At 36.8% G+C, this 23,948-nt stretch carries 16 protein-coding genes, 1 tRNA gene and 3 pseudogenes; 15 read left to right on the top strand and 5 right to left on the bottom strand.

All coding sequences use genetic code 11. The annotated features are described in order from the left end of the window. Positions 1 to 22: 22 nt before the first annotated feature. Positions 23 to 736, bottom strand: a complete 714-nt coding sequence (locus P4S65_RS15620; protein WP_337120549.1) for a hypothetical protein — start codon at positions 734 to 736, stop codon at positions 23 to 25. 234 nt (positions 737 to 970) lie between these two features. Here P4S65_RS15620 and P4S65_RS21950 point away from each other — a divergent pair. The 7 genes and pseudogenes from P4S65_RS21950 to P4S65_RS15580 all read left to right on the top strand — a co-directional run bounded on the left by P4S65_RS21950 (position 971) and on the right by P4S65_RS15580 (position 11,499). Continuing rightward, positions 971 to 3,838: pseudogene (locus P4S65_RS21950) on the top strand (UvrD-helicase domain-containing protein). Between the two features lie 139 nt (positions 3,839 to 3,977). Beyond that, positions 3,978 to 6,227, top strand: coding sequence for a putative bifunctional diguanylate cyclase/phosphodiesterase (locus P4S65_RS15605; RefSeq protein WP_337120548.1), 2,250 nt, complete (start codon positions 3,978 to 3,980; stop codon positions 6,225 to 6,227). 342 nt (positions 6,228 to 6,569) lie between these two features. Continuing rightward, complete coding sequence (locus tag P4S65_RS15600; protein ID WP_337120547.1) at positions 6,570 to 8,207, top strand: cyanophycinase; 1,638 nt, start codon at positions 6,570 to 6,572, stop codon at positions 8,205 to 8,207. A gap of 92 nt (positions 8,208 to 8,299) precedes the next feature. After that, the gene (locus tag P4S65_RS15595; protein ID WP_096793383.1) at positions 8,300 to 8,548 is read left to right on the top strand and encodes a hypothetical protein; all 249 of its coding nucleotides are present in this window, start codon (positions 8,300 to 8,302) and stop codon (positions 8,546 to 8,548) included. Positions 8,549 to 8,986: 438 nt separating this feature from the next. Further along, complete coding sequence (locus tag P4S65_RS15590) at positions 8,987 to 10,123, top strand: methyl-accepting chemotaxis protein (protein WP_232525469.1); 1,137 nt, start codon at positions 8,987 to 8,989, stop codon at positions 10,121 to 10,123. Positions 10,124 to 10,178: 55 nt separating this feature from the next. After that, a complete protein-coding gene (locus tag P4S65_RS15585) occupies positions 10,179 to 10,982 on the top strand; it encodes a nitrate- and nitrite sensing domain-containing protein (protein ID WP_337120546.1) in 804 nt (267 codons plus the stop codon). Between the two features lie 277 nt (positions 10,983 to 11,259). Continuing rightward, on the top strand, positions 11,260 to 11,499 hold the full coding sequence (locus tag P4S65_RS15580) for a hypothetical protein (protein ID WP_337120545.1): 240 nt from the start codon (positions 11,260 to 11,262) through the stop codon (positions 11,497 to 11,499). Positions 11,500 to 12,027: 528 nt separating this feature from the next. Here the strand turns inward: P4S65_RS15580 and P4S65_RS15575 are convergent. The 4 genes and pseudogenes from P4S65_RS15575 to P4S65_RS15560 all read right to left on the bottom strand — a co-directional run bounded on the left by P4S65_RS15575 (position 12,028) and on the right by P4S65_RS15560 (position 15,218). Continuing rightward, positions 12,028 to 13,280 (bottom strand): annotated as a pseudogene (locus P4S65_RS15575) (serine hydrolase domain-containing protein). Positions 13,281 to 13,823: 543 nt separating this feature from the next. Then, on the bottom strand, positions 13,824 to 14,327 hold the full coding sequence (locus P4S65_RS15570; protein WP_337120544.1) for a hypothetical protein: 504 nt from the start codon (positions 14,325 to 14,327) through the stop codon (positions 13,824 to 13,826). A 79-nt stretch (positions 14,328 to 14,406) separates the two neighbouring features. After that, positions 14,407 to 14,483: transfer RNA gene (locus tag P4S65_RS15565), tRNA-Pro, on the bottom strand. 111 nt (positions 14,484 to 14,594) lie between these two features. Beyond that, positions 14,595 to 15,218 carry an arylesterase gene (locus tag P4S65_RS15560; RefSeq protein WP_337120543.1) on the bottom strand — a complete coding sequence of 208 codons (624 nt, stop codon included), beginning with the start codon at positions 15,216 to 15,218 and terminating at the stop codon, positions 14,595 to 14,597. On the opposite strand from P4S65_RS15560, the gene P4S65_RS15555 reads away from it, so the two are divergent. The 8 genes and pseudogenes from P4S65_RS15555 to tolA all read left to right on the top strand — a co-directional run bounded on the left by P4S65_RS15555 (position 15,219) and on the right by tolA (position 23,922). Continuing rightward, positions 15,219 to 15,932 (top strand): ABC transporter ATP-binding protein, encoded by a 714-nt coding sequence (locus tag P4S65_RS15555; protein WP_096793365.1) that lies wholly within the window; start codon positions 15,219 to 15,221, stop codon positions 15,930 to 15,932. Beyond that, positions 15,922 to 18,423 (top strand): ABC transporter permease, encoded by a 2,502-nt coding sequence (locus P4S65_RS15550; protein ID WP_337120542.1) that lies wholly within the window; start codon positions 15,922 to 15,924, stop codon positions 18,421 to 18,423. The genes P4S65_RS15555 and P4S65_RS15550 overlap by 11 nt, the downstream gene beginning before the upstream one ends. Positions 18,424 to 18,552: 129 nt before the next feature. Next, positions 18,553 to 19,077 carry a crossover junction endodeoxyribonuclease RuvC gene (gene ruvC, locus P4S65_RS15545; RefSeq protein WP_002960649.1) on the top strand — a complete coding sequence of 175 codons (525 nt, stop codon included), beginning with the start codon at positions 18,553 to 18,555 and terminating at the stop codon, positions 19,075 to 19,077. 2 nt (positions 19,078 to 19,079) lie between these two features. Continuing rightward, positions 19,080 to 19,697 (top strand): Holliday junction branch migration protein RuvA, encoded by a 618-nt coding sequence (ruvA, locus tag P4S65_RS15540; protein WP_002960647.1) that lies wholly within the window; start codon positions 19,080 to 19,082, stop codon positions 19,695 to 19,697. Between the two features lie 7 nt (positions 19,698 to 19,704). Further along, positions 19,705 to 20,715, top strand: a complete 1,011-nt coding sequence (gene ruvB, locus P4S65_RS15535) for a Holliday junction branch migration DNA helicase RuvB (RefSeq protein WP_096793363.1) — start codon at positions 19,705 to 19,707, stop codon at positions 20,713 to 20,715. A gap of 1,154 nt (positions 20,716 to 21,869) precedes the next feature. Then, entirely contained in the window at positions 21,870 to 22,574 is a 705-nt protein-coding gene (gene tolQ / locus P4S65_RS15530) for a protein TolQ (protein WP_007378886.1), read from the top strand. Then, positions 22,561 to 22,992, top strand: a complete 432-nt coding sequence (gene tolR, locus P4S65_RS15525) for a protein TolR (RefSeq protein WP_337120541.1) — start codon at positions 22,561 to 22,563, stop codon at positions 22,990 to 22,992. Before tolQ ends, tolR begins: the two co-directional genes overlap by 14 nt. A 4-nt stretch (positions 22,993 to 22,996) precedes the next feature. Next, positions 22,997 to 23,922, top strand: a pseudogene (gene tolA, locus P4S65_RS15520) (cell envelope integrity protein TolA). Positions 23,923 to 23,948: the final 26 nt, after the last annotated feature.

The raw sequence follows: 23,948 nt of genomic DNA, 5'->3' as shown, positions 1-23,948 counted from the left end.
GCTGAGTAAATTGGCGCGCAAATTAAAACGTTAAAGTCATATTATTTATTGTGCGCTGTTGTTTAGCTTGAATATAACTTTGACTAGCAAACTCCCCTGAAATAGCACCAGAGCGAACCCGCTCAACCAAAATAGTTAAATTGCATGCCTTACTTTTATCTATTTGCGTATCATTAAACATTATCAAATTATTTAGATTAAATGAATAACTCGACGATGTAACAGATGAAGACGTAGATTGTATTAATGTAGAGTTGTTATTTGTGGTGCAACGACTGCTTAACTCAATTGTGCTGGCGCTATTGGTATCTATACCATCAAGTTGTACTGTTATTGTGTTTGTTATGCTAAAGTTTTGCTCACTACTTGGTGTTAAAATAATAAAGTTATGAGGAAGTTCAACAGTTGAGCGTGTGCTTATTTCATCATCACGGTTAAACAATATATCAAACGGCTCGTTATCATCAGTTATGTTGATGTAGGCTTGGTAATCTACATCTAAAAAATCTGTATCTTTACTAAGTTCAACAGCTGTGCCTCGCACGATTACTTGTAATGTGTCGCTATCGCTTAATACGATGTTAGACCCATTCATATCACCTGCATTTAGCTCTGCATTAATACGAGTACGACTTCCGTCAGACACAAGCTCAAAACCCGCCCAAATACCTTTCGTTTTAATTAGATCTGATGCTGTTTCTGATGTGCAAGCACACAGCATTAATATGATGCCCACGAGGGAAAAGCTTTTTTAAACATGTTAGCTCCTTTATTTGTGAGCGTATTGTTACACAAGAAAGTACTTTTAGATGTTTAAAATTGTTAACAACTGTAAAATAAATTTTAAATAAAAGATCTTGGTAGGCAGTGTTGTTTTATTTTTAGTAAAATAACGGCCAGTATTGTGAGTAAATTTATTATAAAAGAGTATGTTACAATTAGTTTATAGTCTGCTTTTGTATTGAGTATTATGGTGCAGTATGTTGCCACACCAAGTTGGTTAGGTCGTTTTTTTACCCGTATTAAGTGGGTAAGTATTGAGCAAGACGTGCTTGTTGTCCACTTTAGAGATATGACTAAACAGCAATTTTTATTAAGTGATTTCAGTAACTTTTCTGTGCTGCAAAATAGCTTGTTTAGCGCAAAAATTTATTTATGTGATCCTAATAACACATGCGTTAGTTTTTTAAAAAAAGCCGAAGCAGATGTGCTTAATAAAGCGTTAAATAAATATTTCTCAAATACGTTAGAACAAAAAGTGAACAATGCGAAAGCACTTTTAAAGCGTTATGCCCTTGATGAATTTTTACGCGACAGTTCCATTGAAATCTTAAATAAAGCTGTTTTTTCTTTAAGTAAAAATTACGCACATAATCAAACCGTGTGGCAACAGCATTTATCGCCTATTAGCGTAAAATTTTTAAGTATTTTAAGTAGTACACCAAAAACAGCAGACGCTGTAGCGCAATTACGCCATAAATATGAACAAAAGCAGCTTACCCTAAGAGATAACTTTTATAATAATGTTGAGTCTAACCCGCTCACTACAGAGCAGCGTTTAGCGGTTATACGCGATAACGATAAAAATCTAGTACTTGCAGCAGCCGGCACAGGAAAAACCTCAGTTATGGTTGCCAAATCGCTTGATTTAATCGCACGTGGAATAGCACTGCCAGAGCAGGTATTGGTACTTGCTTACAATAAAACGGCTGCACAGGAATTAAAATAGCGCTTTATTAAACGTGCAGCACACGCCAATTTAAGTATTAAACCACCTGCCATTTTAACGTTTCATGCACTAGGATTGAGGCTATTACAAGACGCGAAAAAATCAACGAAGCTTTCTACATTTGCAACCGATGAAATACAGCAAAAAACATGGTTAACCGCATGGCTTTATAAGCAAATGCAGACCGACTCTACATTTTTGAAAAACGTTGTTGATTTACTTCACGAACCAGTCGATATTTTTAGTTTTAAAAGCAGTGCTGAGTATGAGCGCTACCTAAGAGATAACGAATATAGAAGCCTTGCAGGGCTTAAAGTTAAAAGTTATCAAGAGCTACTTATTTCAAACTGGTTATATTTACAATCAGTTGAGCATGAGTACGAGCCTCACTACAAAAATAAGCTAGAGGTTTCAGCAGAAGACATAACCCTAAACGCACAATATAATCCCAATTTTCACTTATCAAAATACAATATTTATCTAGAGCACTTTGACATTGATAGAGAGGGTAATGCACGCGCCGATATAAATAAAAAACGCTATAACGAGCAAATAGCTTTTAAGCGAAAACTGCATAAAAATAATAACACTATTTTACTTGAGACTTTTCACTACAATTGGTTCGAAGGCAAGTTAGAGCGGCGCTTAAGTAAACTTTTAAAGCAACATAGTGTGGCGCTTGTACCTTTAAATGACGATGAAGTATTTAGCACGTTAAATAACTCAGGGCTGCTACAACAAGGGGTTGAAAAATACTTAAAGTGCTTGCAAGCCATAAGAGCTGAGCAGCTCACTAATACGCAAATAAAACAACGTATAAAACAAAGTGGACTCAAAAACCATCAACGTTATGCCGCAATGCTTATAGCTATACATAATGCTTATATGCAAGAGCTACATACGCAAAACGCCATTGATTTTGACGATATGATTATTCATGCAACAAAGGCTGTAAAAAAAGGTGAATTTAGTGTGCCTTGGAGCCATATTTTAGTTGATGAGTTTCAAGATATATCAGATGCGCGTATGGCCTTTTTAAACACACTTATTAACAAGGGCAAAAGTGTACGTTTTACTGCCGTAGGTGATGATTGGCAGGCAATTTATCGTTTTTCGGGTGGTAAGTTAGCGTTTACAACGCGTTTTAATGAGCTGGTGGGTGGCCACTCACTTACTATGTTGCAAAAAACATTTAGATATAACAACAGTATTAGCGATGTAGCAGGGCGTTTTGTAATGCAAAACCCTGAGCAATATAAAAAGCTGATCAGCACACATACACAAGTAACCACACCACACGTTATTTTATTAGACGATTTATACCAAGGTACTAAATCGATAGAAATAAAAGTGCAGCAGAGCATAAGCACGATTCAAAAAAACGATGCATCAGCGAGCATTGCCATACTTAGTCGATATCGATACATGTTAAATAGCGTACAGCAGCATTTAAAAGATAAAAAGCATACAAACTCTCTTTATTTTTGGACATTACATAGTGCTAAAGGGCTTGAAGCCGATTACTGTATTATTATTGGTTTTGAACAAGGTAAATTAGGCTTTCCTAGCGATAATCAAAATAGCGTGCTGGTGGAGTCGTTATTACCAGAGCAAGATGAATTCACTCACTCAGAGGAAAGGCGTTTGCTTTATGTAGGCATTACACGTGCTAAACATAAAGCGTACTTAATTGCAGACCCTTATGCATGCTCAGCGTTTGTAAAAGAACTAGTAAATGACGATTATCCTATTCAGATCGCTTCAACATTGTTTAACAAGTCGCAACTAAAGCAAAGAGAGTGTAATACATGCAGCGACGGATTAATCGTGCCAAAAACGGGTCAGTATGGTAATTATTATAGCTGTACTAACACGCAAATTTGCGAAACTAAACTACGAGTGTGTAAAAGTTGTAGTAGCCCATCGGTTGATAAAAGCACGTATTCACAATGTGTAAATATAGAATGTAAAACACAGCATCCAATTTGTGAAAAATGTGGGCGTGAAATGCGGAAACGCAAATCTAAGCATGGTGAATTTTTAGGATGCAGTGGCTTTGAGCTCAAAGAAGACAGCTGTAAAAACACTCGAAAGCTAACTGTTACATGAATAGCCTATTTAAATTAATCTTAAAGTAGTACTTAAATTGTAATTAGTCGTATTTTATTGCTTTTATTTAGTATCAATGTTTAATTAACGCTACCTGAGTCTCATTATTGATTACCATGCACTTTTTCAGTCGATTTTTTTGCTTGAAGACCATCATTTACCAACAGGGCAAATACCTAATTGGCGTGTGAGTGCTTTACGTATTATTTTTGCAACCGGTATTTTATTATGCCTAGCTATATCGCTTCATAAATCTAAACAAGCTGCTGAATTTAATATTTTATACTTTGTAGGACTAAGCGTTAGTTTCTTTTTTATAACGACCTTATTATTAGCAGCAAGCAAAAGGTATTATATATTTTGTGCGCATGCACTGCTGCTCTCTATAGTTGCAGCAAGTCTGTGTATTAACTTATTCGTGACCGATTTAGAGCTGGCAAAAATTGGCTCGATATATATGTTTTCGTGCCCTTTAATCGCACTAATGTTAATAGGGTGCAGAACGGCCATTTTTTATGCTGTGTTAAATATAATTCCTTTTTATATTATAGTTAACGACATAAATCTATCTTCTTTATCTGGTGTCTCAACTAAACTTTCTGATGAAAAGCTGTATATTACAAGCCTTATATTTTTATCTTTAAATGTTTGTATTCCACTTGCTTTTGCTCGCACTATTGTTGCGGCAAAACGCTTAAATAAAAGTATGAAGAGCGCTAATACTTACCTCAAAGATAAAAACGATCTTTATAGGGCTCTTTTTACTGAATCAAACAAAGCGAAGATTATTGTAGATGAAAATTTTGTGATTACAGATTTTAATCAACATGCTATTGATATGTTTGATATTAAAAAACATTTAAAAGAACATGGCGTTAAACTATTCAATTTATTACCTTCGCTTGATGTTGATGAGCTTGATGCTCAAGATCAAATTGTTAAACACAAAAACAGTTTTTTTCGGACTAACTACCAGCACGTAATGAGTGCTAATTATCGTGTTTATGATTTTTATGATTGTACTCAAGAACAGTTAATCAAACAAAACTTAACTATAATGGAGCAAGAAAACAAGCGCTTACGCTTTAGAGATCCACAAACAAAGCTACCAAATAGAGGATGGTTTGAAACACAGTGCAACAGATTAACCATTAAATATCACAAAGGCTTTTATATTGTGGTTACACAAACGGCTAATAGTGAGTATTTAAATTTAAAGTTTACTAAAATTGATTCACAAGCTTTGCTAATTAGTGCATTTAAGCGTTTAAAAAAGATGCCAGAAGGTCCTTTGTTGTGTGCGCATGTAGGAGTGGGGAAACTGGCTTTTATTGTTGGAACACATTCGGCAAACGAACTAAAAGATAAACTTTTGGTAAATATAAAAAACACGTTAGACGAAGCATATAATGTACTTGGAAATAAGTGTCAGCAAACTTTTTTATTTGGTTTTGCGCGCTACCCAAATCATGGGAAAAGTAGTGCTGAAGTGTTAACAAATGCCTGCGAAGCACTTAAATTAGCAAACAGTAATTCTCCTATTTGCAGCTATAGTGAAGAACAATCACAAGCGTTTATAGAAAAATACGAAATATCAATGTTGCTCGATGAAGCGCTTCAACAAGGTGATTTATCGGTGCATTACCAACCAAAAGTGAATGCTAAAGGAGAGTGTATAGGGCTCGAAGCACTCACGAGGTGGCATAGTTCAATACTTGGCAACGTATCACCAGTTGTATTTATACCTATTGCAGAAGAGTACAGAATGATCAGTAGGTTAACTGATTTGATTATTCAAAAAGTGTGTGCTCAAATTGCTCAGTGGTCTACAGTAGATATGCCAAGTGTGCCTATAGCAATAAATATATCTTTAATTGATTTCAGCCAGCCTGACTTTATTTCAAAACTAGTAAAATCTTTAGCTGATTTTAACGTAAAGCCGCAGCAAATAGAGTTAGAGCTTACTGAGACCTCACTTGAAGCAAATCAAGGCCATTCATTAAAGCTAATGCAAACATTGCAATCGTGGGGTTTTATAATATCAGTTGACGATTTTGGGGTCGGATACTCAAATATTGCTCGTCTTGCCCATTATCCTATAAATAAGCTCAAACTCGACCGTTCTCTTATCAGTCAAATTACTCATTCTTCACGTCAAAAGAGTTTAGTGAAAGCGATACTCGTTATGTGCGAAGAATTAGATATAAAATGCGTTGCCGAAGGTGTTGAAACGCAAGAACAAGTTGCTATTATGGCGGAAATGGGTTGTAAAGAGTTCCAAGGTTTTTATTTTGCACAACCTATTACAGTTAAAAATTATGAGGCTCATATAAATAAACACGGAACAAAATTTATAGCTGCTAAAAATAATGAAAAACAAGTCTTTTAATTCCGGTAGTAATTGACGACTACTTTATTGAGTTAATGTTTTAGATTTAACTGAACGGCTCAATCTACTAACCATTACTATATAAATTAACCTAAAATCTGGTTAAGATATTTACTAACATATTGAATCATGATGATATTTTAATTTATTTTCTCTAGCCAGAAACTTTCAGTAAATTCAACGCAGTTAGTGCTGAAAATAGCTGCTCGAGATAGATTTATTATCCAGAGTTCAGGCTAAGTACTTATCCTACGAGGCTAAAAATATCGTACTGCGATTAAACCGCCCCTAGATAGAACAAATTTTAATCCTGAAAGGTCAGCAGGCCTTAGAGTTTATATTATGAAATACGTATTTTTGTTTTGCCAAAAACTGCAATTAACACAATCTTTTGCCATATTTTTAATGGTTGTATTTTCAACAAACTTAGCTTGTAAAGAGCAAAGCCAAACGTTGGTTTTAGCCGGTAGCACATTTTCGGTATGCTCTAGTTCGAATTTAAAAAGTTGTAAAAATAACACGAAAGTTCTAGGTAAAAAGCATCGTTTATTTACAATCACAAGCGCTAAAATTAATCAAATTAACTCACGCTGGCCCAATAATAACAGCGTAACTAAGTTGGAAACGTTTAACTCGTTGACCGCATTACATCCTAAAAGTACTTCACCAATGACTAAAGCTGAATTGCTTTGGCTATGGCGTGATATAAATAACGAAGAGCTAAGTCGTTTGACAGATCAAGAGTTCGATTTTTTGTTTGATATGTTAGAAACACATCAATTAGATAATGATGGCGAGCGTTTAAAAGAACAAGTAAACACTGAACTCAATAACGAGAGCGCGACTAATAATATTTTACAATTTGTGTCGGGCAGTTTAAAAGTTAATAACGCAAAACCTACAATGCTTGCTATTACGGCATCGAGCCGCGACCCTTATGAGTCGGCAGATGTAGCGCAAAGTCTTTTGGCACAATCAAATATAAACACTCAATGGTTAGCACTAACGCCAGCGCTTGCTAAAGCGATTACGAGTAACTCGTGCGATAAATTACCAGCGCTCAGAAATACATTAATGAATGTGTATAACCGTGAAGTGATTTATCCCGATCGCACAAAGGCCGAATACGCTTTATGTAAAAATGGCACTAATGCACTTGTATCACTTATTAAAAATAGTACCGGTGTGATGTTTAATAGCGGTAATGCAGCATTAACTCATAAGGTATTATTTGATCAAAACAATAACCCATACCCGTGGACGCAAGCATTGCAAACTCGCCCAGTAATTGTAGGTGAAGGAGCGGGCGCAGCAATCCAAAGTAAAGTGACGGGCATGCTTACAAATACGACAAGCCTTGAGGCACTTCGTAAAAGTGAAAATAACACTAATGCTGGTGGGCTGGGCAGTTTTAACTTTGGTGTACTAGATACTCAATTTAGCGAGCAAAACCGTACATTTAGGCTTGCAGCAGCGCTAAATAAAAACGAAGTCAAAAATATTAAAACAGAGATTCAACATGGTTTTGGTATTGATGAAAATACGGCTTTGGTTGTTATTAAATCACCAGAAGATAGTTTAATAACCGTAATAGGCAAAAGTGGTGTAGTGCATTTAGCTAACCAAGGTAAGGTACAGCCAAATAGTAAAAGTTATAGCTACTCCTACTGGCCTACAGGCAGTGTAATTGATATTACCAATAACACGTTTACTCTAAGTGATCGCACTATAAGCCAAGCGTTACCGGCTATAAAAATACCTCCACTGCCTGTGCAGCGTTTTGGTGCAATTTTAACAAATTCAAAACTGCGCTCACTAACTCAAGCTATGTGCCTAAGCCAAGAGCAAAGTGCGGTAGCCCAACAAGACGAGTTTATAATTAGCCTCACAGCAACGAGTGACACACAGTATCATCGCATCAATGCAAAAGAGTTTGGTTGTGCGCTAAGCAATTTAGAGTTAGCTATAAAGTCGATTTAGTGACTAACCTGAGCCAAGGGTTTAAGTTTTTGGCTCTTCTCTATAAAATAGCCACCATAATGATTTAAAAGCCTTACTAAAAGAGTATTAAAATGAATAAAGAAAATGATGTAATTTCTAGTCTAGCCGAATTAGAAAGCTTTTTATTAAATGTAGAAAACGGCGGTCTTGGCCTTAAGGGTGTTTCGGGCGTTGGTATGGCAACAAACAATAGTGATAGTAGTCGTTTTGTAGCCGTGTTTGACGACCAACAAAAATTACTTTTAGCGCGCGGTATTACAGAAGACGTATTCCAAACCGGGCAAGACATGGTACGCAATGGTGTAGGTCGTAAGCACTAAAGTAGTACCTTTTAAATATTATAGATGCGCCTTTAGGCGCTTTTATAACTTAGTTTTTATAAAATAAATGCTTAGCTTGTCATCTTATCTTAAAGTTAAACTATCAAAAAATTCCTTTCATAAAATAACCAATGTGAACTCTGATATAAATATTTAATAACATAGATTTATTATCGATTTGCTCGGTTTTTACTTAGCCCACAAGGGTACTAAAGCATGTCTGTCATACCGTTTAAAAAGTAAGAATATTTCTTTTAAAGGGAATTAATAAAATATAGAAGTAAATGCACCAAAAGAGAGCATTATTTTTCGTTATCATCATAATAGTTAATTACTTATAAATTAAAAAATAAAATACTGTTTAAAATCAGGTCATTAAATATTGGTTCGTATCTTGCAATTAAAAATCATCCGCATTCTTAATTGGACTGCACTACTTTGATAATATTTTTACCTATAACTTTATTAATAAAAAATTTAGGATTAAAAATTTATTTTTGGATAACATTAACTATCTTCTTTGGCTTTTTTGTAAGTTTATTTTATTTTCCAATAGTGAAGTTAATCTTTGTTTTTGTCGTTCTTTTATATCTTCTATCGGGCATTGCTTGTATTGCAAGTTCACAATTAAAACAAATAAAGAGTGTTATTGAACACATTAATACTAAAAATTTCGATCACCGCGATATTCATTTTAACAGTTTGGCAAACTCAGAATTTATTGAGGAGTTACTAGTAAAATATCGTGAGTTAGGTCGAGTTATTACCCATCATAATGAAAAAAATAAAGAGGTTGAGTATTCCGCGATTCAGGTTATTGAAATTTCATCGGAAGTAAAAAATAATGTTTTGCTTCAATCCGACGCTATAAATTCAACAGCATCAGCAGTGACACAAATGAGCCATTCACTAAGCGAGATCAATAACGAAATATCTAAAACACATCACTCTTCATGTTTAGCTTCAGAAATAGCTAATCAGGGTAGAGACACTTTAGTGTCACTAAGTAATGCGGTAACCAACGTAAATAAAAGGGCCAAAATAACCCAGCAGCGTATGGTTTCGTTGAATGAATTAGTTATAAATGTTGAAAAGATCACTGAATCGATACAACAAATTTCTCAACAAATAAATCTACTAGCACTTAATGCTTCAATTGAAGCGGCTCGAGCAGGAGAGTTTGGTTTAGGTTTTGCTGTTGTTGCAGAAGAAGTTCGAGCTTTAGCTAAACGTACACATAATTCTACGGACAGTATTGTGGCCAATATTGATGATGTATTGAAAGAAAGCAGTGAGATTGTTAGCACGATGAGTGAGGTCGTTATACAAACTGATGTTTGCCTTCAAAAAGTTAATGAGGTCGATATTTCATTTAACGATATCGAAAAAGCAACTGAGCAGGTTAAGCATCAAATGGAAATAGTGAGTAATGTGTCAACCGAGCAGGCAGCTGCAACCCATGAGATTTCTGAACATATTGCGCAAGTTGTTCTTGGTGCACAAGCTAATTCAGATATAGCGGTCCAATCTCAATTAGTTGCAAATCATTTACGTAAATTAACCCAAAGGCAATAGTCGTTCTTATTAAGGAGTGTAATATGCAATGGATAACCTTAACTACAGCTACTTTTTGTATCCTTATTATTTTTTTGATAAAAAAATGAAAATAAGCAACAATAAAAAAATACAAAAAGACGGACTCGTACATATTTGTCAGATCAAAAGGATAATTATTTTCGCTCAACAACACCGAGGACTCACTGCTGCTTGGTTAAATGGCGATACTAACGCAGAGGCTAAATTGACTGGTATTAAAAAATTAATTTCTCAAGAAATTAACTCTTTAATGCTTTCACCTGTTGCTAAAAATGAGCGTTGGGCAGCCTTTACTGATCATTGGGGTAGACTTCTTAGTTTTAACAATAAATCATCGGTCAGTAATAGTTTTGAACAACATACGATGATGATTAAAAACTTAGCCTATTTATTAGAGGATACCGCTGAAAGCTCGCATTTAACGGCCGATTTTTTACCAAAAATAAATAATATAGGGTATGTTTGGCGCGAGTTAATATTAACGACAGAAAATATAGGCCAGTCACGAGCCATTGGAGTGAGCGTTGCTGTTCAACAATGCTGTTCAAGTGTTGATAAAATCAGGTTAAATTTTTTAATTCAAACAATGGCAAAAACCACTATTGATACTTTACAACGATTATCACACCTACCAGAAGAGCACCATACCCATACTAATCTAGTGAAAAAAGCGACTGAAAGTATGAATAAATTAATAGAAGTGATGACGTCAGAATTAGTTGGTGCAGCTAAAGTTGCGATAGATAGTAATCAGTACTTTGAACTCGCAACTGAGACTATGTCAAAGATGAATGATATTTTTGATCACCAAGTGAAGCAATTAAATAAAGTTATATAAGATTTAAAATTAATTTCATATAGCTCTGCGGCCTCCGTTAGAAATGGAGATTACCAACGCTCAACCCAAGAAAGTAAATTTAGTGCATAGGTTTGCTTAATTAATGAGGCTGTCTAATTTAGTTAATGATAGTAAAACTCATTTACCTCACCTCTTAATGGTTATATGCTTTGATACCATTAAAAAAATAACCCTTAAGACACTTAGTTTTCTAAATGGCTGCCTTAAATCTCGATAATTTAAATCTCATTTACAAATCATGCAAAGGAATACAGAAGTGCGTCTTTATAAATTAGCAGTGCTCTCAGTACTAGCTTCAGGCTGTCTTTCAGCAAATGAATCAACCATCCCACTAAATGAAATTGCCCTAATGGATCGTAAATCTTTAATTGAAATCTTCAAAGAATCTCCGACGGTTGAAATCGAAGTTAATCTTACCTTCAATGAGATTGGGAGTGATAAAGAGGATTTATTAAAAAAATCACAGCTAAACCATTACCTAATTTTGAAGGTTTAACCTTTTCCGTACCCAATAAGCAACAATATTTATCGAAAAAGAACAATCTCATTTCCACACAACCTATTTGCAAAGTAGGACTAGTATCTGCGGGTAAAACTGTTTATAAAAAATCTAAAACGAGTGCATTAGAGTTAATTCATAGTTGTGGTACGAGTGGTTGTGGGTATGACTTCAAACTCCACCTTTTACCTGCTAAGGAGGTTTGCAAAGTGCTGTAGTGGTCAAAAGTTAATTCATTAAACGATGAAATTAAGGGAGGCAGAAAAAGCAGCTACAGACACTGCGGTTAAAAAGCAGTTAAAAAACCAAAGAAACGGGCGAAAAACCAACTCAACAGGCTGCTGTACTTTATACCAGTCTTAGTTTAAGAACATAAAAGGTATTGGATAGCATAATGTGACAGGGCACTTAGATTAAAATTAAACAGCAAAATATGAAACTGAGACAATAAGGTTTAGAACTTTCAGGACTAGTTCCCCGACCGCTTAGTGCCAAGGGCAGCCGTTGATAACCTTAGCCTATTTTTTATAATTCTAATTTTACAAGTGCATCTTGCTCACCTTGATATAAATAAACTGGGACGATTTCATGTTTTCCATTATTTTTTCTAAGCTGAAAGTAATTTTCAGTACACTCATAAGAGTACGAGTTGTTTTCCCGGGGTATGATTTTTAGTTTATTCTCACCTTCATATTGGGAATAAAGTGTACCGTTTTCGAACGAAATATTTAAAATTTTCGAATCGGAAGAACGATAACTTCCAACTAAAGATGCTGCTAGGGCCTTTGCTTTTTGACTATTTACTTGCTTAGGAGATAAGTTTAGTTGTAGCGCTATCATGTCTAATAGAGCAGGGCCTGGGTGTTTTGTGTCGATGTTGGTTAAAGCTGTAGCGGTTAAATCTTCATTTGGGAAATAGACATGCCAAGCAAAAAATCCGGGAACCTGACCTTGGTGGCTAAAGCTATCTAATCCACTTATTTTGTATATATCTAAGCCGTATCCATAATCCACATGCGAATTATTATTTAATAATGCCTTGGTGGTCATTAGTTTATAGTTTTCTTTTGAAATTACATGCCCTGACTTTAATGCATTTTGCCAAAGGTGCATATCAGCAAGTGTAGAAGCAATAGCGCCCGCAGAATAGATCCAACTACGATCAACATTCCATTGCCTTTCAGTTGAATCTTCAGGGTTAATATACTTTTTAGGCTCATTACGACTAGTAGTGTAGCCGTTTACTTTCCCAGCAGATGTTCCTTTAGTAATAACAAAAGTATTATCCATTTTCAGAGGTTTAAAAAATGTGTTTGACATGAACTGGTCATATGGAGTATCAGAAGCAACTTCAATGACTTTTCCCAGAAAGACGTAACCCAAATTTGAATAACTATATTTTTTACCAGACTCAGAGTTAAGAGGTTGTTTACTTATACTTTGTATAACTAAGTCAATAGAAGCATACTTATCATAAATTTTACTTACTGAAGGTTCCCCTAAGTAATCTGGCAGGCCAGAAGTATGGCTTAAAATTCTATCAATCGTTAAATACCTAAACTCAGGGTTAATATCAGGAATAAATTGCTCTAATGTATCTTGTAATGATAGCTTTTTTCTTCCGATAGTTTCAAGATCGCTGCAGCAGTAAATGTTTTCGTGACAGAACCTATTTGAAATATGTCATCTACATTGAGAGGCCTCTCAGTATCAATATTTGCCAAACCAACCGCACCACTATAAATATGTTTACCTGACTGTTCTAATCTAACAACCATGCCAGGAGCTTCTGAAGAGTTATGGCACTGCATTAATTCAGCAAAGTTGTGTTGTTGTGCAACAGCTTTTACTCCATACAACCCTACAAAAAGACAAAAAAATATATTTTTTCCCATAAACTATGTTCCCTTAATCATTTAATAAATCTGTAAATAAAAACACAGATTACACTTGTAATCAATGATATTACATATAGCAGCTGCTTGCAATTTAATAAATAAAACCAATATTATTCAATAGCTTATTTAATTTTTTCAATGAAGGTATATTTGCTTATAATGGCCAAGTGAATGTAACAGCTTTATCAGAGGTCATTTTTTACCTTAACGTGGTAGGGTTCTTATTTTAGTCTTTTCTATTAATAGTAAAAGGGTAAGTTATTGCTAATTAAGAGTATTATTAGAAGCGAAGATTGTTTTTATATAAAAACTAAAAAACTTCTTTTATCATATTACTTAGATGGTACGAGTTAAATCAACTAGCTACTCAATGTCTACTTTATCGGGTCAGGTCAACCCGCTGCTTAGTCCCAATTGCGGACATTAGTCACGCCTCGTTAACGGGACGATTTTAAAAATGTAATTTTTCTGACCGTCTCTGACATAACTGATTTCCATACACTGGCCTTCAGTGATGAAGTTATCGGTATGATCATCGCCAGTAAAATATAAACTTTGAGTGTAATTGCTAAATTGGAATTTTGTATTTTCGATTACGAACGTTTCCGTACGGTAGTTTGTTGGTGAAGTCTCAGAATTGTAATGTTTCACGCATCCAACTACCATCTGATACTTTTTCTCATCAATGATTTGGCGTAAATGTGAAACTTTAAAGTAACCAAAGATACTATCCGATACCAAAACGCAAGATAAAAAACCAAAACCCAAAAGAAATTTGTTGCTACTTATTTTTAAAATCTCTGAAATATATTGAGTAACGTCAGAAAATTTAAATAATATAAATAAAAGCAGTGCTATCGGGAAAATAGGCAAAAGCTGAACTAAAGCAAAACCTATCTGAGTTTCAAAATATGCACCTGAGTTCAATTTAGTCCTGCTAATAATTTAATAGTGCGATAAAGAAGATAATTTAATTTGTAACAAGTTGAAATAAAGAGGGATTAATTGGTCGGTATGGAGAGATTCGAACTCTCGACCCCTGCCACCCCATGACAGTGCGCTACCAAGCTGCGCCACATACCGATTTGTATGCAATAGTACGTGTATTTTTTTAAAAATCAATAAGCGATTGTTTGTTTGGATGTTTATTGCGCAAGAACGCTAAAATAGCACATCTTGCGATGTACTAATTGGCTAGTCTTTATTTAACCACTTTTTGATCGAGTCATACATCTCATCTCGTATTATTGGCTGAGCTTTTTTGTTAGGGTGTAAACTATCGTTTTGCATTAGCTCAGCTTGGCTGGCAATGTTTAGCATAAAAAAGTTCATTAAATGCGCACTTGTCTCTTCGCTAACGCGCGAAAAAGTGTCAGTAAACATTTTACTGTAACGCGGGCCGTAATTAGGGGGAATGTAAATCTCCATTAAGGCGGTCATCGCATTAGCTGCTTGGCTTTTTTGAATAAGAGACGTTAAGTTAGTTTGCATTTTTTTTACTGGGAAACCACGTAAACCGTCATTAGCACCTAGCTCAATAAGTACATGAGTGGGCTCGTATTGCTCAAGCAATGCATCTAAACGGCGTAGGGCTCCACCAGATGTTTCGCCACTAATACTGGCGTTGATAAGTTCAATGTCGGCTTGTTCGTCATCGTATTTATCTTGTAACAATTTTACCCAGCCTTCTTCTTGTTGAAGTCCGTAGGCTGCGCTTAAACTGTCACCGAGTATTAAAATCGTGTTGTCGGCTGCTGCGATCAGCGGTTTGATAACTAAAAATAAAATGAATACTAAACGAAGGATTGAATGAGTCATATGTCAGCGCTTTCTCAATTAAATATAATTCAGGTTAATGGTTTGTCTAAAGTAGTCTCTACCTTTGAAGGTGAGCTGCCCATCCTCAGCGACATCAGCTTTAATGTCAAGCATGGCGAGTCTGTTGCTATTGTTGGCACGTCGGGCTCTGGTAAATCAACGTTACTCAGTTTATTAGCAGGGCTGGATACCGCAAGCAGCGGAGAGGTGTTTTTAGATGGTGAGCCATTACACAATTTAGATGAAGAAGAGCGTGCTGCACTGCGCGCGGCTAAAATTGGATTTGTGTTTCAATCGTTTATGTTAGTACAAAGCTTAACGGCACTTGAAAACGTTATGCTACCAGCAGAGCTTGCTGGCGAAAGTGATGCGAAAGAGCAAGCAATTGCTTTGCTTGAAAAAGTAGGCTTGAGCCATCGAATTGATCATTACCCGTCGCAACTTTCTGGCGGTGAGCAACAACGTGTTGCTATTGCGCGAGCATTTATTGGTACACCTAAAATACTATTTGCTGATGAGCCTTCGGCTAATTTAGACAGCAAAAACGGTAAAATGATTGAATCCTTATTATTTGATTTAAACACGCAACACGGCACTACCCTTATTTTGGTGACTCACGATGAAGGGCTTGCACAAAAATGTGAGCACATTATTCAAATAGAAGCGGGTTTACTGGTAAAAAGCCAAGTAGAGGACGTTGCCGATGTGGGTTGAGTTAGCGCTTAAATTATTTTCGCGAGAATTTCGCCGTGGTGAGCTCACGGTTATAAGCGCAGCTATCGCTCTTGCTGTGTTAACCGTGCTTACATTGTCGATGGTTACTGAGCGAATAGGGCAAAGTATTGCGCAAAAAAGCAGTGCTTTTATTGCAGCAGACCGTGTACTTGCAAGCGATCATGTTCTGGACACCGCTTTTATTACTCAAGCACAGAGCCAAAATTTAAAAACAGCGCAAATGGTGTATTTCGACACTATGTTGTTTGCCGATGATGAAATGCAGTTTAGCTCAGTAAAAGCGGCATCTAATGCGTACCCGCTAAAAGGGCAGTTAAAAGTTAAAGATACCCTAACCGGTGAAACTAAAGTTGCTAATAGCGGACCAACGACGGGTAATGTGTGGCTAAGTGAGTCGGTATTTTACAGTTTAAATATTGATATTGGCGCGCAAGTAGAGCTTGGCGCTGCATTATTTAATGTTTCAAAAGTTATTGTAGAGGAGCCAGACGCGCCATTTAATGTATTTTCAAGCAGCCGTCGTGTGCTTATTAATATTGACGATGTGGCAAAAACTGAAGTCGTGCAGCCGGGTAGTCGTGTTTATTACCGCCAACTTTATGCAGGTAGTGAGGCCGACATAAATAGCTTTTACGAGTGGCTTAAACCACAAATGAAAGAAAACCAACAATGGTATGGTGTTAAAGACCGCCAATCACCCATTTCAAACAGTTTAAACCGCGCAGAGAGCTTTTTATTACTTGCCGGCCTATTAGGTATTATTTTGGCTGCAGTGGCTATAGCTGTTTCAGCAAAACGTTATTGTGAACGCCAATACGACCCAGTAGCGATGATGAAAACGCTAGGCGGTAGCCGCTCAATGATCCGCAAAATATACATGCTGCATTTATTGCTTGTATGTGCAATGGCGGTAAGTATAGGGCTGTTAATTGGTTATGGCTTGCAAGAAATAGCAACAAGTTACTTATCAAAAAGTATGGGCACAGAGTTACCCTTAGGTGGCTTTAAACCTTGGCTGGTGGCTATAAGCACTGGCGTAATTTGTGCTGTTATGTTTTCTATTAAACCATTATTTGATTTATTTGATATTCCGCCGCTTAGAGTACTGCGCCGTAACTTAGGTGACAAGTTGGCAGTAAGTCGTGTGCATTTAGGTATGAGTGCGCTAACCGTGTTTTTATTAATGTGGTTATTTAGCAACAACATAAAAATAACGCTTATTTTGTTTATATCAACACTTGCGCTAATTGGTGTGCTGTTTTTAGTATCTAAATTAATATTTGGTGGTGGTCGAAAACTAGGATTAAAGCCAGGTAATAGTTGGTCGCTTGCAATTGCATCTATTCAAAAGCGTGCAAATGTGAATGCGGTACAGTTAATTAGTTTTTCGTTAGCGATTAAATTACTGCTGTTTTTAGTGGTACTTAAAAACGACATGATATCTGATTGGCAGTCGCAACTACCAAACGACGCGCCTAATGCGTTTTTAGTTAATATTACGCAAAATGAGCTTGAGCCAATTAATGAATATTTAGCTCAAAAAGATATTCAGGTATCAGAGTTTTATCCGACTATTCGTGGACGTGTAAATGCGGTAAACGGCGAGTTGGTAGCACGTTCTGTATCGCTGCAAGACAACGAGAAAAAAGACGAAGAAGCACGTGCAGGTATTGGTCGTGAGCTAAATCTTACATGGCTTAAAGATGTGCCTGATCAAAATGAAGTAACACAAGGCACGTGGTTTGGTGAAAATGCGATGGCTGAGGCTTCAGTAGAGGAGTCGATGCTTGAGCGTTTAGATGTTGAGATAGGCGATACGCTTACATTTTTAATTGGTTCGCAGTCGTTCGACGCTAAAATCACCAGTGTGCGCAAAGTAAATTGGGCCACGCTTAAACCTAACTTTTTTATTATTTTAAGCCCAGATGTACTTGCAGATTTTCCGGCAACGTATATTTCGTCGGTGCGTATAAACCCGGATCAAAAGCGTGACTTTAGCCAGTTATTACGTACTTACCCTACTATTACAGCCATTGATATTGATAACTTTGTTAAGCAAATACAAACAACTATTTCGCAAGTATCACTCGCCATTGGTTTTGTACTTGCAATTGTAGTGCTGTGTGGCGCGCTTGTACTTATATCGCAAGTTCAAGCTAGTTTAGGTGAGCGTATGCAAGAAATTGTCATACTGCGAACGCTTGGCGCTAAAAGCCGATTAATTAAAAACGCGACCTTGTATGAGTTTTTATTACTAGGCGGTTTAGCTGGTTTAGTGGCCGCACTTTTTAGCGACATAGCGCTTTTAATTGTGCAGCAACAAATGTTTGATTTAGCAGGTAAGTTACACCCACGTATATGGATTATAGGTCCGGTAGCTGGCGGCGTATTTGTGGCAGGTTTAGGTTATTTAATGATTGCCCGAACACTTAAACAAAACACCCAAGGATTAGTGCGTGCCCTAGGGTAAGCTTAAACTAACATGCTCTGTAAATGCCCACCTAGTACGTGGGCATTTTTGTTTTTCTTTGTACTGGTAATTTATACAGTGCTCTGGCATTATTAGCGTAATTTAAAAATAATAACAATGGAGCGCTGTTTGGCCATCATTTTAGGGATCGATCCTGGTTCACGTTTGACCGGATATGGTGTTGTTGCCCATCAAGGTTCTAAATTTACATACTTAGGCAGTGGCTGTATTAAGTTAGCCGATCATCCTTTTCCGGTTAGGCTTAAAATGATCTACCAAGGCATTACACAGCTTATTGAGCAGTTTTCGCCAGAAACCTTTGCCATTGAAAAAGTATTTATGGCGCACAACCCCGATTCAGCTTTAAAACTAGGCCAAGCTAGAGGCGCTGCGATTGTTGGGGCGGCAATGGCCGACTTACCTGTATTTGAATACTCAGCTAGGCAAATTAAGCAAGCAGTAGTAGGCAACGGTGGCGCAGATAAAACACAAGTGCAACACATGGTAAAAAATATTTTAAAACTACCCGGTACGCCACAGGCCGATGCAGCTGATGCACTCGCTATTGCGATTTGCCACGCTCACTCAGAACAAAATTTAATTAAACTAGCGGGCAGCGCAAGCAAAACCGTTAGAGGACGTTTAAGGAAATAATTATGATAGGCCGCTTAAATGGTATTTTAGTCGAAAAACAGCCACCAGAAATATTACTCGAAGTAAGTGGTGTAGGTTACGAAGTACAAATGCCAATGACCTGTTTTTACGATTTACCAAAAATTGGTGAAAACGCGATTGTTTACACTCACTTTGTAGTGCGTGAAGATGCTCAACTATTATTTGGTTTTAATAATAAAGTTGAACGTGCCTTGTTTAGAGAGCTTTTAAAAGCAAATGGCGTAGGGCCAAAACTTGGCTTAGCTATTTTATCGGGCATGTCGGCAAAACAATTTGTAAGTTGTGTAAATAACGAAGACTCAACATCGCTTGTTAAATTACCCGGTGTAGGTAAAAAAACAGCCGAGCGTTTAGTACTCGAAATGAAAGATAGACTAAAAGATTGGGGTAATGATTTATTTACGCCATTTAGCGACAGCGCAGTAATAGAGCCAATGAGCGATGCGACAATAGCTAATAACGCAGCCGATGATGCCGTATCGGCACTGCTTGCATTAGGTTATAAATTGCCACAAGCTCAAAAAGCAGTAAAATCGATAAGCAAACCCGATATGTCTACTGAGGTTCTTATTAGAGAATCTTTAAAATCTATGTTGTGAGTAACCCATGATTGAAGCGGATCGCTTAATTGATGCGACTGAAAAAACAAATGAAGACTCTATAGATCGTGCAATAAGACCAAAACTTTTAGCCGATTACAGAGGCCAGCCTCATGTTAAACAGCAAATGGAAATTTTTATTGAAGCTGCCCGAACCCGTGGTGAAGCGCTCGATCATTTATTAATATTTGGCCCACCTGGGCTTGGTAAAACCACGCTTGCAAATATTGTCGCTAACGAATTACACGTAAGTATTAAAACAACATCAGGCCCTGTACTTGAAAAAGCAGGCGATTTAGCTGCGCTGCTCACAAATTTAGAGGAAGGCGATGTACTGTTTATTGATGAAATACACAGACTCAGCCCGCAAGTTGAAGAAATACTCTACCCCGCAATGGAAGACTACCAGCTTGATATAATGATTGGTGAAGGCCCAGCTGCGCGTTCTATTAAATTAGACCTACCTGCATTTACACTTATTGGAGCAACCACCCGAGCAGGCTCGCTTACATCGCCACTACGTGACCGTTTTGGTATTGTGCAGCGATTAGAGTTTTATTCTGTAGAAGATTTGTCGCACATAGTAGGGCGCTCTGCACATTATCTAGGTTTAGAAATGTGTGACGATGGCGCAACCGAAATTGCACAGCGTTCGCGCGGTACACCACGTATAGCTAACCGCTTATTGCGCCGTGTACGTGATTACACACAGGTAAAATCTGACGGTACAGTAAACGCCGAAGTAGCTAAGCAAGCGCTTGACATGATTGACGTAGATAAAAGTGGTTTTGACTATATGGATCGCAAATATTTACTCGCCATAATTGAAAAATTTATGGGCGGCCCAGTAGGGCTCGACAATGTAGCGGCTGCTATTGGCGAAGAGCGCGAAACAATAGAAGATGTGATAGAACCATTTTTGATCCAACAAGGATTTATTCAGCGCACACCTCGCGGGCGAATAGTCTCTGACAGTGCATACCATCACTTTGGATTAATGCCAAAAAAGACGACTTAATCTAAATTTCAATTAATCACTTGCGCTTGCATAAGTAAATGTACAGCAAGCGCGTATACCTAATTTTATAATGTTACCCACCATATTTTCACATCGTTACTCTAAACCAAGTTATTACAATTTTACCCACTATATAATCAGTTAACGCTTAATTCACAGAGCGTTAAGACTTGCGTGGCTATGCTGCGGGCTATTCGATAGATAGAGTATATTGCATAGCCGTTATCGTATTAGGCTGTTACAGTGTTGTTTAGTTTGCAATAATACTTAATCAATTAGAGGGGTTGAATCTGACGTTAACCGTGTTAAAAATTTCTGATATACGACTGCATGGATGCAGAGCAATGCAGGAGCATGAGTGATAACAACTAAATAACGAAATTTTTGCCTTGTTATAGATACGATTTTCTTACCTCAAAATAGATCACTCAATTAAGCAAATTGGTATTAAATGATTTCAATTTTTTTGGCAAAAAAAACCCGCAAAAAATGCGGGTAAACAACAAGTTGAAGGAAGTAATCTTGGGGAACTACATTTTACACAACTAGGTTTTATCCTAAAAATGTAAAACAATGTAATACGATAAAATATCCTATTACTAAGAACTTTGCTTAATGAAGCTATTTCACTCAGTGCCAGCTCGGTATGGGGAGATAATACGCAATATATATTTATTATTCAAACTAGAAAATTTATAATTTCGGATTATAAAAACTAATGCAATGAAATTTCTGGTTGTTTAAAACTTGTTCATTAATGTTTTTTTCTGTTTGTAAGTTAATGAAAATTAGTGATTAAGTTTGAGTTTGCACTGCTTGTCGCTATTAGTTTTACTATTACCTTTAGGTTTTGTTTAAGTTTTTTGAGTGTTTATGCAGTGATTTTGAATAAATGAGGCGTTTTATGGTGTTTTGCTTGTATATTTAAGCATATCTTGAGCGCATTATTAAATAGCGGAAATGGCTTTAAATTCTTTTGCTAGATAATTGCGAAATAAAGGTTATTTCAACGTTTTTTGTTGCTTGTTCATAGCAATATCGTTGTCAGTTTGAAATGGACTCGATACACTATGTGCAACTTTTGGCTGCACGAGCGGTCATATTTACACAAATCAATCAATTTGACGTATTTTGATACTATTTAGGAGTTTCACGTGGGATCAGGGCTTAATTTTTTGGATTTAATATTAGAAGCCAGTTTGCTTGTTCAACTAGTAATGTTAGGGCTAGTTGCTATGTCTGTAATGTCATGGGCAATTATTTTTCAGCGTAAAAAAGCAATATCAGATGCGTTAGCAAGTGCTAAAAAGTTTGAACAAAAATTTTGGTCTGGTATTGATTTAAGTAAACTATATAACGAAATTTCATCACGTAACGGTCAATCTGAAGGTATTGAAGCTCTATTTACAGCTGGTTTTAAAGAGTTTGCGCGACATAAGAAAAATACCTTTCAAAGTGCGAGTATTGTAATGGAAGGTACACACCGCTCTATGCGCGTGGCACTCTCTCGAGAAATAGAGAAAATAGAGTCAAGCTTATCATTTTTAGCGACAGTGGGTTCAATTAGCCCATATATAGGCTTGTTTGGTACTGTATGGGGCATTATGAATGCTTTTATAGCATTAGGTGAAGTTAAACAAGCTACGTTGCAGATGGTAGCACCTGGTATAGCAGAAGCACTTATTGCCACAGCAATGGGTTTGTTTGCAGCTATTCCTGCTGTTATTGCTTACAACCGTTTTTCTAATAAAGTTGAAAAGCTAGAATCTCACTACATTAATTTTATGGAAGAGTTTGCTAATATTTTACACCGTCAAGCAGCTACACAAATAGAGGCCCAAGCGAATGTATCAGCGTAAGAAGCGCCGTCCGGTCGCAGAAATTAATGTAGTTCCTTACATTGATGTAATGTTGGTGCTACTGATTATATTTATGGCAACAGCGCCACTTATTACACATGGTGTTAAAGTCGACTTGCCTAAAATGACGGAGTCAGATTTAGTTGATACTAAAGATGCGCCACCTATTATTGCTTCGATTGACGCACAAGGTAAATATTACGTTAGTGTAGGGACTGATCCAGAGGCTCCGATGGAGGCGTTTGATGTAGCGGCTGTGATTAAGTTACAGCTAATGAAAAATCCTGATGTACCTGTAATGATAAAGGGATCTGGAAAAGTATCATACCAAGAGGTATTGCTCTTAATGGACTTTTTAAAAAGTGCTGGTGTACCGTCAGTTGGATTAATGACAGAATCCTTCGAAGGGACAAAATAACGGTATGAGTAGTTCATTAATTAAATCAGTAGTTTTGCATGTGGCGCTGGGTGGTTTTTTATATGCATCGGCAAACATTCACCCGCCAGCACCAAAGGTTATGGAAGTAACGCTTAATAAAGCTATACCTGATGTTGATAAAGCGGTGTCAGCTGTGACAGTTGACCAAAAAATGGTTGAGCAGAAAATAGCTGAACTCCAAAAGCAAGAAAAAGACAAAAAAAGGCAGAAGACAAACGCATCCGTGATTTAGAGCGCAGAGCTGCAAATGCACGCAAACAGCGCGAGTCAGAAACCCGTCATATTAAGAAATTAGAGCAAGAACGTAAGGCTAAAGAAAAAGAAACAGCCGAGGCGCAAGCACAAGCTAAAAAAGCACGCGCAATAGAACAAAAGGAACGTGCTAAAGCAAAACAAGCCGAAAAACAAAAGCAAGAGTCTGAAAGTGCAGCAAAAGCAGCTGCCGATAAGCGTAAAGCTGAGGAAGAAGCACTTAAAAAAGCTGAAGATGAACGTAAAAAGCGTGATGAAGAGGCTAAAGAACGTGCTAAAAAGGCTGAACAACAGCGTCAACAGGCCCTACAAGAACAAATGTTACAAGAACAACTTGCTAAAGAGCAGGCTGCGCGTAGTAAAATACGTCAACAACAGGTCGTGGGTGAAGTTGATAAATATCGCGCTCTAATTATGGCGCGTATTCAGCAGAACTTACTGATCGACGAGAAAATGAAAAATCAGCAGTGCCGAGTAAATATTCGTTTAGGCTTTAATGGTTTAGTAACACAAGTTAAATCATTAGGCGGCGATAAACTAGTCTGTGAGGCTGCACTTAGGGCTGTTCGTATGGCTGACACATTACCGGTATCTAAAGACAAAGACGTATTCGAACAACTTAAGAATATTAATTTAACAATCAAGCCAGAATTTTAAAGGAATGATATGTTCAACAAAGTAAA

The sequence above is a fragment of the Pseudoalteromonas sp. B131b genome (genome assembly GCF_037162545.1).
GTDB classification, from domain to species: domain Bacteria; phylum Pseudomonadota; class Gammaproteobacteria; order Enterobacterales; family Alteromonadaceae; genus Pseudoalteromonas; species Pseudoalteromonas fuliginea.
The sequence above is the reverse complement of the archived record's forward strand: the minus strand, read 5'-3'. Positions and strand labels throughout refer to the sequence as shown.

Coding starts and splice junctions, on each gene's coding strand:
- ruvA (WP_002960647.1), top strand. CDS start 19,080: ATGATAGGCCGCTTAAATGGTATTTTAGTCGAAAAACAGCCACCAGAA.
- P4S65_RS15600 (WP_337120547.1), top strand. CDS start 6,570: ATGAAATACGTATTTTTGTTTTGCCAAAAACTGCAATTAACACAATCT.
- P4S65_RS15550 (WP_337120542.1), top strand. CDS start 15,922: ATGTGGGTTGAGTTAGCGCTTAAATTATTTTCGCGAGAATTTCGCCGT.
- ruvB (WP_096793363.1), top strand. CDS start 19,705: ATGATTGAAGCGGATCGCTTAATTGATGCGACTGAAAAAACAAATGAA.
- P4S65_RS15555 (WP_096793365.1), top strand. CDS start 15,219: ATGTCAGCGCTTTCTCAATTAAATATAATTCAGGTTAATGGTTTGTCT.
- P4S65_RS15560 (WP_337120543.1), bottom strand. CDS start 15,218: ATGACTCATTCAATCCTTCGTTTAGTATTCATTTTATTTTTAGTTATC.
- P4S65_RS15595 (WP_096793383.1), top strand. CDS start 8,300: ATGAATAAAGAAAATGATGTAATTTCTAGTCTAGCCGAATTAGAAAGC.
- tolR (WP_337120541.1), top strand. CDS start 22,561: ATGTATCAGCGTAAGAAGCGCCGTCCGGTCGCAGAAATTAATGTAGTT.